This window comes from Anaerobacillus arseniciselenatis, assembly GCF_001865995.1.
GTDB classification, from domain to species: Bacteria; Bacillota; Bacilli; order Bacillales; family Anaerobacillaceae; genus Anaerobacillus; species Anaerobacillus arseniciselenatis.
The window spans coordinates 172747-188473 of sequence record NZ_MLQQ01000010.1; the positions used below are offsets into that span (position 1 = coordinate 172747).

A 15727-nucleotide genomic window follows, 5' to 3' on the forward strand; every position below is an offset into this window, starting at 1 on the left:
GAATCTCTTCGTTGGCTCGCTTCTGTGCTACTCATGTATTAATAGCCTAAATTCTGAAGCTCGAAGCTTCGCCGCCTCGACCTCCTATGCTCTGATTATCCTCCTTTTTGAACACGCACTATTAAGGAGAAACTTAACTATGGATACTTATTCTACAAATAACGATTTTAATGCGATGCGTATTTTAATTATGACTGCTGTTACCGCTGAGAAAGAAGCGGTTTTACGTGGACTCCAAGAAGATGACAGGTTTGATGTCATTGCTGGTGGTGTTGGGCCGATCGTATCTGCTGTAAGTACAACGAAAGCACTTGCCGCTAGTAATCGTTATGACCTTGTAATTAGTATGGGGATCGGTGGTGGATTTCCAGAGAAAGCTGAAGTTGGCTCTGTCGTCGTTAGTAACGAAATTGTTTCTGCTGACTTAGGGGCTGAAACTAATGAAGGTTTTTGTCGTATAGAAAATTTAGGTTTCGGATGTTCGCGTGTGGCTGTCGATCAGCAACTTTCATCAAAAGTAGCAGAGGCTTTAACAGATGCAGGACTCTCTGTCCAAACTGGCGCGATCCTTACATTATGTACAGTTACTGGTACAAAGGAAACAGCGATTGAACTATCAACTAGAGTCCCAGGGGCTACAGTTGAAGCTATGGAAGGTTTCGGTGTGGCTACAGCAGCTCATGATGCAGGGGTACCTGTTCTTGAAATTCGGACAATCTCAAATCCAGTTGGACCACGGGACCGAAATGCATGGAAAATTAAAGAAGCCTTACAAGCTTTAGAAAAAGTAAGTTCAGTATTACCGGAGGTGTTAAAATGAAAATTGTCTTCTCCCCTTGTCCTAATGATACATTTATTTTTCACGCTTTAGTACATGGACTTGTGTCGGGTGCTCCTGATTTTGATGTTACTTACGCTGATATTGATGTGACGAATAAGTTAGCGGTTCAAGAAGATGGTCCGGATATTTTAAAGATTTCATTTGCAGCCCTACCATGGGCACACCCTGATTACGCTCTCCTCCCATGTGGTGGAGCGTTAGGAAGAGGATGTGGACCACTCGTTTTAACGAAAGATCATTCACGGGACCCTGCAACATTATCAGGAAAACGTGTTGCTGTTCCTAGCGAGAGGTCGACCGCTTATTTACTATTTCGACTTTGGGCTAGCGCACAAGTTCCAGGAGGCGTCGGTGAAATTGTTGTCATGCCTTTCCATGAAATCATGCCAGCAGTCCGTGACGGTAAAGTCGATGCTGGACTAGTCATCCATGAAGCTCGCTTTACATATGGTGAATACGGTTTATCACTACTTACGGATTTAGGTAGCTGGTGGGAAGAAGACACAGGATTACCAATTCCACTTGGAGCTATTATAGCTCGTCGCTCACTTGACTTAAAAGCATTAAGTCGTTGGATCACACAATCGGTAGAGTATGCTTGGGAACACCCTGAAGCTTCACGAGAATATATCATGTGCCATGCCCAAGAGCTTTCTCCAGAAGTTGCACAAGCTCATATCGACTTATATGTTAATAAGTTTTCAGCCAATTTAGACGATGATGGTTATGCTGCCATCAGTGCACTCCTAGGTCGTGCCGCTAAAGAAGGGTTAGTCCCAGAAATTGATATTAAACGACTTCGCATCTAACAAGAAAAGCGGATGCGCCTTGGTAAGATTCGACAAGCGTTGGAGAGCCAGCAGCGTTTTGCCTCCTCTTTGTGGTACCTCTTGAATAGGCAAATCTTGATGGACCGAAACGCTCGAGAAGCTAGACAACTTTCCGAGCTCTTCAAATAAAAAACTAGCTTACAATTCGTAAGCTAGTTTTTTATGCATTTGTTATAAGTGCGTTACGATCACTTTATTAGAAAATGTCCGCCCCACGTGGACATTTTTACGATTTGTCCACGTGCGGTGTCTGACACCATGTGAAAACTTCACATGGTATAAGCACTACACACTCCAGTGACTAACTCTGTTTCGGCCTTTTTCTTTAGCCATGTATAAGGCGTCGTCTGCCATACGCATAACAGTATCTTTTTTCATCCCGGATTGTGGAATGATCGTAGCCGCTCCAACAGTTAACGTAATATAGCTTGCTACTTTTGAACATTGATGTTCAATCTTTAAGGAAGTAATATTTTTGATCATTTTTTCCGCTACTTTAATAGCACCTTTATGATCTGTGTTTGGGAGAATTGCAGCAAATTCATCTCCACCATATCTAGCAATTAAATCTGTTTTTCTTTTCGGGGTGTTTTGGAGTGTTTGTGCGACTTCCACTAACGCTTTGTCGCCTTCTTGGTGTCCGTAATGATCATTGTATTCTTTAAACTGATCGATATCGATAATTAATAATGAAAGTGGTTGTTCTTCTCTTACAGCTTTTTCCCACTCTTTTTCAAATGCCGTATCAAATATTCTTCGATTCGGAATACATGTTAATCCATCTAATTCCGAAAGTTTTTGAAGTTTATTATTCATATTTTTAAGCTCTAACTGCGATTGCTTTCTCATTGTAATTTCTTCAGCTAGTTCTTCTGATTTTTGGGCATTGTTTATCGCAATCGCAATATATGAGACGAGCGCTCTAATTGAGTCTAGCGAATACTGATTGTAAGCATTTTTATGTTTACTTTGTACCGTAACTACACCAATTGTCTTTCCTTCTACGATCAACGGGCAAAAAATAAGTGATGGCTTTATATTACCGAATGTACTATTAATCCCATCTAAATACTTTTGATACTCTTGTTCAACATCATTAATGATAACTTCTTCTTTATTTTTAATACACCATACAGCATAACTAGATGTACTAGATAGCGGGATTTCAAACTCGGGAGCTGCTTGGCCTTCTTCAATATATAGCTTGTATTCGATGGCTTGTTTCGCTTCATCGTACATACCAATACCAAAAACATCAGCATCCAATAAATTTTTGATATTTTCGTAAAGTCGGCGAAATACTTTGTTTATATCTAAAGTGGCAGTAATACTTTTGCCTATTTCACTAATCACTTTCATTTGTGAATAAGACTTAGAAAGTTCCTTCGTTTTTTGCTCTAATTGCTCATTTAAAATTTGAAAAGCTTTATTTTTCCGTTTTGATTCTTCTGCTTTTAATTGCATCGCAATACTTCTAAGTTTGCTTTGTGTAGCAACACTGCTTATTCCCTTTGTGCGGTCATGAAATTTTTTGTAATAATAAATCATCTTATCATGATTTCCTAACGTTTCATAAACTTCTGCTAGGAAAGAGCAAAGTTGTATGACCAAGTCTTCAGCTTTTATTTTTTCGGCAAGCTCTAATCCTTTATATAAACAGTCTAGCGCCCGTTCCATTTCATTAGCATCTTTTTCTAACTTATAATAATCTATATAAACTTCTACCTCTAAAAATACATCTTTAACTTCTCTGTTCACTTTTAAAAATTGATCAAAATATTTTCTTGCTTCTTCACTTTTACCTTTTTCGTAAGCTAAGCGCCCTAACAAGTGATAGCTAATACTTTCTCTAATCTTATCTTTTTCAGCTTTACTCACTGCAAGGCTTTTTAATATATATTTTTCTGCTTGTTCAAACTCCCTTAAACCGAGGTGTGAGGCACCGATATTAATAAGGCCGATTGCTTGCAAGTATTGTTCCTTCTCTCGCTCGAACAACTTCAAGCTATCTTTATAATACTTTAATGCCGCACGATAATCTTGAAGCCGATAATATATTTCTCCGATATTATTTAATAGCGCAGCAATTAATTTTTCATAATGAATGGCAGTAGCTAAATTTAGAGCCTCACTGTAATACTCAAGCGCACGATCATAAGACTTCAAATAAATATTTACGTTTCCTAATGCATTTAAAATCTCAACCTCATATTCGTTTTCTTCTTCTAATGCTCTAGCCCGTTCTAATCCGTCAATGAGCTTTTCTAACGCTTTTTCTAAATCACCTGTTAACCATAAACTTCTACCGATTTGTAGTAGGCTTTTTACAACTCCTTTTTGATCATCCTCTTTTAAGGCAATATCATATGCTTCCTCCGCTAAAAAAAGTGAATGCAGCGGCTTACTTCGTTCAAGATCTTCGGAAAGTTTATTTAAAAGCTTAATTTTTTCTTTTGTTTCATCACAATTACTTATTAAAGGTTCATATTCTTTAAATATTTCATTCAAATAGCTTCCCTCCAAAACAAACCGAAATTAGAAATAAATAACACTATTCTAATATTATACAAAAACTTCACTAAATTGTCTTATTTTTTGAAATTTTATCTTTATAACTTTGTAGCTTTGATACAAATCACCTGAGTAAATTGATAATTACCTAACCCTCACGATATAAAATTATATGTAGTTGCGAGCCATTTAATTAAATCTTCTAACAATCGTTTGGTTCGTTGCCTTCGGTGGAACTGCACTTTTTCATGAAATAAAGGGGATATCTAATACTTCCTCACAAGTATACACTCAACCAAAAACAGGACTCTTCTTAATGTTAAACCAATTACCTTTTGGGTCGATGTTAAGTATTTTAGCCCTATTTCTAATTTGTTTCTTTATAACTTCAGCTAACTCGGCAACCTATGTTCTTGGTACGTGATGTGTCTTGCCTGTAAATTAAGTTGCTACAGGAAAGTTCGCTTTTTTAGTGAAGCTTTTCTTAGCAACTTATTTACATTGATGTTGGTAAAAATGATTTTTGAGACAGAATTATGGAGGAAAATCCCTGTTAATGGATTCAATTTAACGTATCATAGTAATTGTAGTTTCGCGACTACTTCCACATGATTCGTATGAGGGAACATATCGACCGGTTGCACTTCGACGGTTTTAAAACCACCATCCTCTAAAATACGCAAATCACGCGCTAATGTCGCTGGATTACATGACACATAAACGACTCGCTCTGGTTTCATTTTTATAATCGTATCGAGTAAAGCTTCATCACAGCCTTTTCTCGGCGGATCAACAACAATAACGTCAGCACGAATTCCTTGAGCATACCACCAAGGAATCACTTTCTCTGCTTCACCGACCGCAAAGTCGACATTTTCCATTTTATTTAATTGCGCATTTCGCTTTGCATCACTAATTGCTTCTGGAACTATTTCGACACCATATACCTGCTTCGCTTTTTGCGCTAAAAATAATGAGATCGTTCCAATTCCACAGTAAGCATCTATGACTGTCTCGGAACCGGTTAGCTCGGCATATTCAAGTGCTTTATCATATAAAACTTTCGTTTGCTCAGGATTTACTTGATAAAAAGATCGTGCAGAAATGGCAAATTTTACATTGCCTATCGTGTCATAAATATATTCTTCGCCCCACAATACTTTCGTTTCCTCACCAAAAATAACATTTGTCCGTTTCGTATTTACATTTTGAACAATCGCTGTGACATTCGGTAGCTTTTTGCAAATCTCTTCGACGATCTTTTGTTTGTTTTCTAAATCGCGTGATCTAGTCACTAAAACAACCATTAATTGCCCCGTATTAACACCGTAACGAGCCACGACATGACGTAAAATGCCACTATGTTTTTTTTCATCATAGGCACGAACACCAATTTTTTTCGCAACATCTTTGACAACTTGAACAACTTTATCGTTTTCTTCGTGTTGAATTAAACAGCTATTCATATCGATAATTTCGTGACTTCGTTCTTGATAAAAACCTGCGACAAGTCCACCCTCTCTCTGCGCAAAAGGAACTTGAGCTTTATTTCGATACCGCCACGGATCACCCATTCCGAGCGTAGAGTGTACGGTAATATTATGAATGTGTCCAATACGCTCAAGCACATTGCGAACTTGCTTTTGTTTTTGTTTTAACTGTCCTGCGTAGCTTAAGTGCTGCAGCTGGCATCCTCCACATTGATCAAAAATCGGACACGGGGTCTCGTCTACTCGGTCTTCACTTTTTTCTAGTACTTCAATAAGTTTTGCAAATCCATAGCCCTTATTTACTTTTACTACTTTGATTTTTGCACGCTCTCCTGGTAATGCTTTTGGAATAAAAAGAGCATATCCTTCAATTTTTGCGACTCCTGCACCTTCGTGAGTTAAGTCTTCGATCGTTACTTCTAACAATTCATTTTTCGAAACTGGTGCTTGTACTTTTGCCATTTTCATCGTCCGTCCTTACGTTCAATTTTTTCTAGTGTTGATTTTATCATAAAAAAAACATTAAAAGCGAATTGCTCGTTATGTCCGAAAAATAAAGGCTGCCCCATAAATGTTTGTTCATCCCGATGTAATATAGTTGACGTGTTTTAGCGACACCGTCTATTTATACCGTCGAGATGACTGACACTTTGCTTTAGGACAGCCTTTATTTTGAAAATTTTCTTCTTTGAACAATTCGTTTAATCAAGTTCTTTATATTTCCGATAGCGGCTCTCTGGTACGAATAGCTGAAAGTGATGTCTTAAGTTCACAAATTCGCCGGGCAGCATGCCACCGTATTCCCCATCTAAGTTTAAGTGAACGACGCTATCAACGTACACTTTAATTCTACTTGCTTGCACATAAAGAACAGAAGGATCATAAATATGTTCCCCACGAGTAGCGCTACTGACCACGCGAACGAAATCTGGTAGATTAGTTTTCTTTAATATGAGTAAATCAAACATCCCATCATTTAAAGATGCTTTCGGGGCTAACTTTTCCATCCCACCTACAGAATTTGTGTTTGATACAAGAAATAACATCATTTCTCCTTCAAACAACTTTCCATCGTACTCAATTCGGACATGGACCGGCTGGATCTTTGGGAGTTTTTCTAACCCTTTAGCGTAATAAGCCAGTTGACCAATCATTGTCTTTAATTTACTTGGAACTTCATATGTGAGCTCTGTTAACGTTCCGCCTCCTGCGATATTGATAAAATATTGATCACCGACTTTCCCAATATCAATCGGTATTTCATAACCATTACAAATCGCATCACAAGCAGCTTCAATCGATTTAGGAACCTCAATTGCACGAGCAAAATCGTTTGTTGTACCAGCAGGAATGATTCCTATCTTTGGGCGATACGAAAGTTCTGCTAACCCATTAATGACCTCATTAATGGTTCCATCTCCACCTGCGGCAACGACTAGATCAAACTGTCTTTCCGCAGCTCTCCTTGCAGCTTTTGTCGCACACTCTGGGCCAGTAGTAGCATGAGCTGATGTTTCATAACCTGCTTGTTCCAATCTTTCTAAAATATATGGCAATTGTCTTTTTACGTGTTCTCTGCCTGCTGAAGGATTATAAATTAAACGTGCCCGTTTCATAAACAGTCCCCTTTTTTAGCTATAATAAAAACGTGATTAAGCCTCTCCTTAAAAAATTTAAAGCACTTTCAAATTCCATCATTTAACATGTACAACTTTTATTTTAACCGATACCAATACATATTAAAAGAGAAATCGGTGTTTCGCAGGATGGGGGAGTGTGCAGTAAACTATAATACGCAATATGGGGAGAATGTGCAGTAATTCGCACTCGCTCGATAGTATGCATTATGGGGAGAGTGTGCTGTAGTTGGGTTCCTTATCGGGTCAAGCATGCGAGAAGATCTTGCGTTACCTTTTGGTGAGTGTGACGCTTCGTTCGGGCACGGGAGAAGGTGTCGCGTTCCCTTTTGTGTGAAGTGACGCTTCGTTCGGGCACGGGAGAAGGTCTCGCGTTCCCTTTTGGTTGATGTGACGCTTTGTTCGGGCACGCGAGAAGCTCTCGCGTTCCCTTTTAGTTGATGTGACGCTTTGTTCGGGCGCGCGAGAAGCTCTCGCGTTCCCTTTTGTGTGAAGTGACGCTTCGTTCGGGCACGGGAGAAGGTCTCGCGTTCCCTTTTAGTTGATGTGACGCTTTGTTCGGGCGCGGGAGAAGGTCTCGCGTCACCTCTTGGGTGATGTGACGCTTTGTTTGGGCGCGCGAGATCATCTTGCGTGCCTTTTTTGTTGATGAGAAGCTCGGTTACGTCACGCGAGAAATTCTTACGTTCCCTTTAGCTGATGTAGCGTACGATTAGGGCACTTACACTAATTTGCACATCACCTCCTGTTTTATTGCACATAACTCCCATACTCCGTAACAAAAGGAACAGTATCTGACCAGAAAAAAGTGCCTGATCCAAGCATACAGATCAGACACTCTCTTAAAACCTTACCTCGTTTTAATTTCTTCTAATAATATTTTATTTACTAATTGTGGATTTGCTTTTCCACGTGATGCTTTCATTACTTGTCCGACTAAAAAGCCGATCGCTTTTTCTTTTCCTGCTTTATAATCGTCAATCGATGGTTGATTTTGATCGAGAATGCCGATAATCATCGTCCTAATTTCGCCTTCGTCAGAAATTTGTACGAGACCTTTATCTTTGACGATTTTTTCAGGGTCTCCACCTTTTTCAATTAAGTCCTTAAATACTTGTTTAGCAATTTTTGAAGAAATCGTTCCTTTTTCAATTAGGCCGATCATTTTTGCTAACGCTTCAGGAGTTAATGGCACATCACCAATTTCTTTATCTGCTGTTTTCAAGTAAGCATTCACTTCACCCATAAGCCAATTCGCCAGTTGTTTTGCAGGTGCATCATAAGAAAGGCCTGTTTCAAAAAACTCCGCCATTGCTTTTGATTGCGTAATTACTTCAGCATCATAGCTTGATAAACCTAATTCACTTTCGTAACGTGCTTTACGTGCATCAGGGAGTTCTGGGATTGTTGCTCGAACTCGTTCCTTCCAGTCCTCATCAATATGGAAATCAACTAAGTCAGGATCTGGGAAGTATCGATAGTCGTCCGATCCTTCTTTCACACGCATTAAGATCGTTTTCTTATTCGCATCGTCCCAACGTCTAGTTTCTTGTTGAATTTCGCCACCGTCGGTAAGCACTTCCGCTTGGCGAACTTCTTCATATGCTAATCCACTTCTCACGTGAGCAAATGAGTTTAAGTTTTTAATTTCTGTTTTTGTCCCGAACTCTTCTTGACCGACTGGACGAAGCGAGATGTTCGCATCACAACGAAGTGATCCTTCTTCCATTTTACAATCAGACACTTCCGTATACTGAAGGATCGCTTTTAATTTTTCTAAATAAGCATACGCTTCTTCTGGTGTGCGAATGTCTGGTTCAGAAACAATTTCAATTAACGGTGTCCCGACACGGTTAAAATCAACCAAAGAATAATCCCCGTACTCAGAGTGAGTAAGCTTCCCAGCATCTTCTTCTAAGTGAATACGAGTAATACCGATACGTTTCTTTTCTCCGTTCACTTCAATATCGATCCAGCCGTGCTCACCTATCGGCTTATCAAATTGAGAAATTTGGTAAGCTTTTGGGCTATCTGGATAAAAATAATTTTTTCGATCAAATTTCGTAATTGGTGCGATTTCACAGTTTAATGCCATCGCTGCTTTCATGCCATATTCAACGGCTTGTTTATTTAATACAGGTAACACCCCTGGATGTCCTAAACAGATTGGACATGTGTGCGAGTTTGGTGGCGCACCAAATTCTGTAGAACACCCACAAAAGATTTTTGTTTTCGTTTTTAACTCTACGTGGACTTCTAATCCTACGACCGTTTCAAAGTTCATGTTTACCCCCCCTTACAATTGTGGTTTCGCTTTATGGTGATCTGTCGATTGCTCAAATGAATGAGCAACACGATAAACCGTCGACTCATCAAAATGTTTTCCGATAATTTGTAGACCAACCGGTAACCCATTTGACAATCCGCACGGTACTGAAATCGCAGGTACACCTGCTAAATTGACAGGGATTGTTAAAATATCGTTGGCATACATCGTAAGTGGATCATCAACTTTTTCACCAATTTTAAACGCCGTCGTTGGTGCTGTCGGTCCAATAATTACATCAAAATCTGCTAATACGTCATCAAAGTCTTTTTTAATTAACGTACGCACTTGTTGAGCTTTTTTATAATATGCATCGTAGTAACCTGAACTTAATGCAAACGTTCCAAGCATAATACGTCGTTTTACTTCATCTCCGAAACCAGCACTACGAGATTCTTTGTACATTTCAATTAAGTTCGTATCATTATCAGAACGTACACCGTAACGAACGCCATCAAAACGTGCTAAGTTTGCAGATGCTTCCGACGAAGCAAGTAAATAATACGTTGCTACGGCATATTTAGAATGTGGTAAAGATACTTCTTCCCAAGTAGCCCCAAGGCCTTCTAACACTTTTAACGCTTCTAAAGTTTTATTTTTAACGTCTTCATTTACGCCTTCCGCTAAATATTCTTTCGGAACAGCGATCTTCAAGCCGGTTACATCACCCGTTAAGCTAGATAAATAATCAGGAACATCAACATTGGCACTTGTAGAGTCCATATTGTCATAACCCGAGATTACTTGCATTAAGTAGGCGTTATCTTCTACACTTCTCGTGATCGGTCCGATTTGATCTAATGAAGAAGCAAATGCTACAAGACCGAAACGTGAAACTCGTCCATATGTTGGCTTAAGTCCAACAACTCCACAATATGAAGCAGGTTGACGGATCGAACCTCCTGTATCAGACCCAAGTGAAAATAAAACTTCACCTGCTGCAACCGATGCTGCTGATCCACCACTTGATCCACCTGGAACGTAATCAATATCCCACGGGTTCCGCGTTCGGAAAAAGCCAGAGTTTTCCGTTGAAGATCCCATCGCAAATTCATCCATGTTCAATTTACCGATCATTACTGCTTCTGATGAACGAATTTTCCCCATGACAGTGGCATCATGAACAGGTTCAAAGTTTCCTAGTAATTTACTTGCACAAGTTGTTTTTAAACCTTTTGTAATAATATTATCTTTAATACCGATTGGCAGGCCGTATAAAAGCCCTTTTTCTTCTTTTCCAACTAACGCCTCATCTAGTTGCTTAGCATAATTGCGAGCATTTTCTTCATCAAGAGAAATGAACGCTTTAACTTTGTCTTCAACTTCTCCAATTCGTTTATATGAAGCATCAACTAACTCTGAAACTGTTATTTCTTTTTCGCGAAGCTGTTTATGTAATGCTTGTACACTTTGTTCTAACAATGACAACTCGAGACCCTCCTTTACTCTAAAATTGATGGAACTTTCACTTGTCCATCTTGTTCTTCTGGTGCGTTTTTCAATGCGTCTTCTCTTTTAAGCGATTGTTTTACGACATCGTCTCGAAGGACATTTTTCACATCTAATACGTGTGTTGTCGGTTCAATTCCTTCTGTATCTAACTCATTCAGTTGTTCTGCAAAACCGATAATTGCATCTAGTTGTTCTGTAAACTGCTCAACTTCTTCTTCAGAAACTGAAAGACGAGCTAAATGAGCAACGTGCTTTACTTGATCTTTCGTAATTCGAGCCATTATTCCACCTCCGTTACATATGATAACTTTTAGAAGTCTTTGTTAACATACATTTTCACAATATATAGATAATACCAAACAAGAGGCTTTAATTCAATAAAGCCCCTCTTAACAATTATTAATTAAACGTTTAATTAATTTTTTAGAGCGTAAAAATCCCTCTTATATTATTAAAAATTTTCCCTACTGAATGATTTTGCATTAAATAAACGAGGGCCCATAAGGACACCCTCGCTTACTTTTACCTATCTACCGAAGCACTCTCGTTCATCCTTCGCATTTTTTATAATATAGACCATTATAATACCAGCTACAATCGATAAAAGTCCTAAAAGTACGTTACCGAACATTACTATGTTCATAATCCCCATCACAAATAGAGTAGCCGTTAGCAATAACATAACTAAACCCAATAACATTTTCATTTGATCTCCCCCTTATTTATCTTAATGAATTCCATAATTCAATATTATCGCATCAAGTATCTAAAATGTAGTTACGTTAAGTCACTCGCAACTATATTTAGTTTGATTTGGCTTGATTTAGGAAATTATGAAATTCACTCATCTATTAACATTATAAAAAAGAGAGCTCTTTATTGTCTGTTCAAAATGAACAGTTCACAAAATTTTCATAAAGATACTTCAATGAATTTCATAATTCATTATTCTCGCTACTAAGATCAATATATAGTTGCGTCAAAACCATTCGCAAACTATATATTGCGTGATATGGCTCATTTTTGGTAATTATGAAATTCACTCAGTTACCGATTAATAAATTATACGGACATTGTCCGTTTCTGCACAAAAAAATGAGGAGATTAGTAATCCCCTCATTTTTTATGTGATTTTCTATTTTTTTAGAGCAACTTACTCTGTTACTAAAAACGGCATTTTCTCTTTAAATCTTACTCGTTTTTACACTATCAAACTCGTCTAAAATTTCTTGTGATGGTTCTTTTCCTAGTAAACTAACGACCATGATCGCAATCCATCCAAGGATGAAGCCTGGGACAATCTCATATAATCCGAAAATTGGATGAGTGTCTGCTGTAATGTTGAACCACACCTCAAGTAAGTCTGCCCAAATGACTACGGTAAGGGCACCGACAATCATACCTGCTAGGGCTCCGTTACGAGTCATACGTCTCCAGAACAACGAAAGAATAATGACTGGACCGAATGCCGCACCGAATCCACCCCAAGCGTAAGCGACTAATTCAAGAACTGTGCTTTCTGGGTTGTAAGCTAAGATGATCGCAATTAAGGCAATTGCTAAAACTCCAAATCGACCGACCCAAACAAGTTCTGTTTGACTTGCTGTTTTTCTAAAGATCGCTTTATAGAAATCCTCTGTAATTGCACTTGAAGAAACTAATAGCTGAGAGTCAATCGTACTCATAATTGCTGCTAAAATTGCAGCTAGTAAGAAACCAGATACCCAAGGGTTAAATAAAATTTGTGTAAACATGATGAATACCGTTTCATGAGCACCATCTGCAAGTGGCTCAACGCCAGGACCCATGCTTGAGAAGTAAGCAATACCCACAAAACCTGTGAAAATGGCGCCCATTAAAGCAAGGACCATCCACGTCATCCCTACTAATCTAGCTTTCGGAATTTCTTTTGACGACTTTACCGCCATAAAACGCGTAATAATATGCGGTTGACCGAAATAACCTAACCCCCATGCTGCAAGTGAAATAATACCTATCGTCGTAACGCCTGCAAACGCATCTAAGTGTGAAGGGTCAATACTTCCAACGGCATTGACCGTTTCACTCCAACCACCCATTTGTGAAATCGCTACAACCGGAACAATAATTAAGGCTAAAAACATTAAAATCCCTTGGAAAAAGTCCGTCCAACTTACCGCTAAAAATCCACCTAAAAATGTATATGAAATAATGACAATCGCACCAATCCATAACGCTTGTGTATACGTTAAACCGAATGACGCTTCAAATAATAACGCTCCACCGACAAGGCCGGATGAAGTATAAAAAGCAAAGAATATTAAAATAACAAAAGCAGAAATGACTCTTAACATTTTAGAATTGTCGCGGAAACGATTTTCTAAAAAGTCAGGCACTGTAATCGAATCTCCAGCAATCTCTGTATATTTGCGTAAACGAGTCGCAACAAATTGCCAGTTTAAGTAGGCACCCACTGCTAAACCTACCGAGATCCAAATCGCTTCCATTCCAGCGACGTAAGCATAACCTGGCAATCCTAGTAAAAGCCAGCTACTCATATCAGAAGCACCCGCACTTAAAGCGGCGACACCCCCACCTAATCTTCTTCCGCCTAAAACATAGTCTGATAAATTGTTAGTCATTCGATAGGCAACAAGACCGATCGCTAACATCCCTACTAAATACACGATAAACGTAACTAACGTTGCTGTTTCCAATTTTATTCTCTCCTCTCAATATTGTATGTGATAATAGATAAGACAATTAGTATTGGCATCGGAACAAACAGCCAAAACCAACTTGCAGTCGTTAATGCGTATTCCATCATCGTTCACCACCTTTGAATATGTATTTCAGCATAATATCCCCTTATTCACCTTTATACATTAGAAAGAAAATTAACGCTATACTGATAATTAATATTTACCGACGAACATTTGAAAATATAACACATAATAAGAAATAGAACATTCTGATTATTATTTTAATAAAAACATCGCGCATATTTATTCATAATTACCTTCGATACAAACGCTTACATTGATATATAAGAATATATATCCAACTAGTTTAATTTAAATTAATTTAAGTTTTTTTCATTTTTATTGAAAATCACAGCAAAAGTCACCCACTTTTTTCATACAAAACGCTCATGGCGATGTATCGTCACCATTTGGCATGTAAAATTGGTGATGGATTTTCTTCCCCTTCGCTATAAACTTCTATCGAATTTTAGAGGCTCGTGAAAGAAAATCCATCACCAAGTATCTATTTACACACAAAACTGTCATGTCGATATACCCGTCGCCATCTAACATGAAAAGTCGGGTGGGTGTCCCAACCATCTAACCAACTAGCCAACTAACCAAAAAAAGAGCCTTTCATCAAAGAAAGAACTCTTAACGATAAATATGAACAAATGGTTGCTCATTTGCATGGCGAACAATAATACTTTCTGCACCTTCAAGAGATGTTAAATAAACTTGAACGGTTAAGTTTTCTGGAAAGTGTTTAAGGCGATCAGTAATATATTGTGTCATTGCAATAATTTCTGCTTTTCCATTTGATTGTAGGTTGATATCAATTGTTAATTCTTGAAGTTGGTTATTTTTATAACGTCCTTTACCAACAATCCCGATGTAGTTATTAAAAAATCCATCGATATCTTGTTTGAAGTTATCAAATCTTGTAGCATCGTCTCGGTGATTCGCAGTAGCACTACTCGAAGGGAAAAAATAATGAGCATCATCAACCGTTTCCCAGCGTTCTATACGCCTACCTGGCTCCACAACGGTCATCGCTACGAACGTCCCTGGTATGATCGCCTGTCGACGTTCTTCTTGATATAAAGCAATCACGATCGGCACATTCGCTAAGTTTTCTCTTTGGCGGACGCGATCGAGGACTTCACTAGCGATTTTCTTTCCTTCTTCTAAAATTATTTCGTCCTCTAAATTCACTTCAAAAGGATGCGTTAAGCCCCTTTCATCAACGATTTGAAAACTATACACTGAATTTAACGAGATCCCCAAAACGAACCCACCAAGTTCAATTGAGCCATCACCGACATCTCGTAAATAGTTATGTTCCATTATATGAGATAAATATGCTGGTTCCTCTTCATGAAGTTGACGTTCATGACTTACCCTTAGGCGCCGCTCTTCACTAGATAATATTTCCGTTTCCTCTGATAAAAAAGTATAATCTCCTTCTGGTAAGGGTGGGTTTAATCCCTCGACATGAGTTTCTCGATTTTCGTCGTACCTCCTTAACCACCGATTAATTAAAGAACCTTCTAAATACTGTCCTTCCTGAAAATAATATTCCGATTGAGGAAATTTCGTTGATGCCAATTCCATAAGACCTAATTCAAGCTGCTTAATATCTAATCGATTATTAATCGCCTGTGTCACTAGCCCACGGGCTTCACTTTGTCGATAATCACCTTCTTGTAAAACAGTACGATAATAGTTTTCAGGTGTGTTTAAGTTAGGACTAATAATCATTTGATCTTGATCTTCTACTTCTTCAATAACAATAATCTCTTCTTCTACTTGACGATCAAGTATACCGTTACACCCCGTTAAAAATAAACTTACAACAAGTAAGGAACATAACTTTATTTTATTCATCAACCAACCCTCCTCTGCTAAACAACATGG

12 protein-coding genes are annotated in these 15727 nt (G+C 38.4%); 3 read left to right on the forward strand and 9 right to left on the reverse strand.

Annotated elements, in window-relative coordinates; genetic code table 11:
* Positions 1 to 139 precede the first annotated feature (139 nt).
* Positions 140 to 820, forward strand: a complete 681-nt coding sequence (locus BKP35_RS08060; protein ID WP_071312837.1) for a futalosine hydrolase — start codon at positions 140 to 142, stop codon at positions 818 to 820.
* Entirely contained in the window at positions 817 to 1650 is an 834-nt protein-coding gene (locus BKP35_RS08065) for a 1,4-dihydroxy-6-naphtoate synthase (protein ID WP_071312838.1), read from the forward strand. Before BKP35_RS08060 ends, BKP35_RS08065 begins: the two co-directional genes overlap by 4 nt.
* Positions 1651 to 1956: 306 nt before the next feature.
* On the opposite strand, the gene BKP35_RS08070 is transcribed toward BKP35_RS08065, so the two are convergent.
* On the reverse strand, positions 1957 to 4179 hold the full coding sequence (locus BKP35_RS08070; protein WP_071312839.1) for a sensor domain-containing diguanylate cyclase: 2223 nt from the start codon (positions 4177 to 4179) through the stop codon (positions 1957 to 1959).
* 211 nt (positions 4180 to 4390) lie between these two features.
* Between BKP35_RS08070 and BKP35_RS20245 the strand changes: the two genes are divergently transcribed.
* Positions 4391 to 4606 (forward strand): BCCT family transporter, encoded by a 216-nt coding sequence (locus BKP35_RS20245; RefSeq protein WP_084031523.1) that lies wholly within the window; start codon positions 4391 to 4393, stop codon positions 4604 to 4606.
* Positions 4607 to 4757: 151 nt separating this feature from the next.
* Here BKP35_RS20245 and rlmD read toward each other — a convergent pair whose 3' ends face one another.
* The 8 genes from rlmD to BKP35_RS08110 all read right to left on the reverse strand — a co-directional run bounded on the left by rlmD (position 4758) and on the right by BKP35_RS08110 (position 15697).
* Positions 4758 to 6134, reverse strand: coding sequence for a 23S rRNA (uracil(1939)-C(5))-methyltransferase RlmD (gene rlmD / locus BKP35_RS08075; protein WP_071312840.1), 1377 nt, complete (start codon positions 6132 to 6134; stop codon positions 4758 to 4760).
* 239 nt (positions 6135 to 6373) lie between these two features.
* The gene (locus tag BKP35_RS08080; protein WP_071312841.1) at positions 6374 to 7288 is read right to left on the reverse strand and encodes a diacylglycerol kinase; all 915 of its coding nucleotides are present in this window, start codon (positions 7286 to 7288) and stop codon (positions 6374 to 6376) included.
* 871 nt (positions 7289 to 8159) lie between these two features.
* Entirely contained in the window at positions 8160 to 9593 is a 1434-nt protein-coding gene (gene gatB / locus BKP35_RS08085; protein ID WP_071312842.1) for an Asp-tRNA(Asn)/Glu-tRNA(Gln) amidotransferase subunit GatB, read from the reverse strand.
* 12 nt (positions 9594 to 9605) lie between these two features.
* Positions 9606 to 11063: an Asp-tRNA(Asn)/Glu-tRNA(Gln) amidotransferase subunit GatA gene (gene gatA / locus BKP35_RS08090; protein ID WP_071312843.1), complete on the reverse strand. Its 1458-nt coding sequence runs from the start codon at positions 11061 to 11063 to the stop codon at positions 9606 to 9608.
* Positions 11064 to 11077: 14 nt separating this feature from the next.
* Entirely contained in the window at positions 11078 to 11368 is a 291-nt protein-coding gene (gatC, locus tag BKP35_RS08095; protein ID WP_071312844.1) for an Asp-tRNA(Asn)/Glu-tRNA(Gln) amidotransferase subunit GatC, read from the reverse strand.
* A 245-nt stretch (positions 11369 to 11613) separates the two neighbouring features.
* Entirely contained in the window at positions 11614 to 11793 is a 180-nt protein-coding gene (locus BKP35_RS08100; protein ID WP_071312845.1) for a hypothetical protein, read from the reverse strand.
* Positions 11794 to 12271: 478 nt separating this feature from the next.
* The gene (gene putP / locus BKP35_RS08105) at positions 12272 to 13783 is read right to left on the reverse strand and encodes a sodium/proline symporter PutP (protein ID WP_071312846.1); all 1512 of its coding nucleotides are present in this window, start codon (positions 13781 to 13783) and stop codon (positions 12272 to 12274) included.
* 681 nt (positions 13784 to 14464) lie between these two features.
* Positions 14465 to 15697: a CamS family sex pheromone protein gene (locus BKP35_RS08110; RefSeq protein WP_071312847.1), complete on the reverse strand. Its 1233-nt coding sequence runs from the start codon at positions 15695 to 15697 to the stop codon at positions 14465 to 14467.
* Positions 15698 to 15727: the final 30 nt, after the last annotated feature.

Excerpts from the sequence above, each read along its gene's own strand:
- rlmD (WP_071312840.1), bottom strand. The coding sequence starts at position 6,134 with ATGGCAAAAGTACAAGCACCAGTTTCGAAAAATGAATTGTTAGAAGTA.
- BKP35_RS08110 (WP_071312847.1), bottom strand. The coding sequence starts at position 15,697 with ATGAATAAAATAAAGTTATGTTCCTTACTTGTTGTAAGTTTATTTTTA.
- BKP35_RS08080 (WP_071312841.1), bottom strand. The coding sequence starts at position 7,288 with ATGAAACGGGCACGTTTAATTTATAATCCTTCAGCAGGCAGAGAACAC.
- gatB (WP_071312842.1), bottom strand. The coding sequence starts at position 9,593 with ATGAACTTTGAAACGGTCGTAGGATTAGAAGTCCACGTAGAGTTAAAA.
- gatC (WP_071312844.1), bottom strand. The coding sequence starts at position 11,368 with ATGGCTCGAATTACGAAAGATCAAGTAAAGCACGTTGCTCATTTAGCT.
- BKP35_RS08065 (WP_071312838.1), top strand. The coding sequence starts at position 817 with ATGAAAATTGTCTTCTCCCCTTGTCCTAATGATACATTTATTTTTCAC.
- BKP35_RS08100 (WP_071312845.1), bottom strand. The coding sequence starts at position 11,793 with ATGAAAATGTTATTGGGTTTAGTTATGTTATTGCTAACGGCTACTCTA.
- BKP35_RS08060 (WP_071312837.1), top strand. The coding sequence starts at position 140 with ATGGATACTTATTCTACAAATAACGATTTTAATGCGATGCGTATTTTA.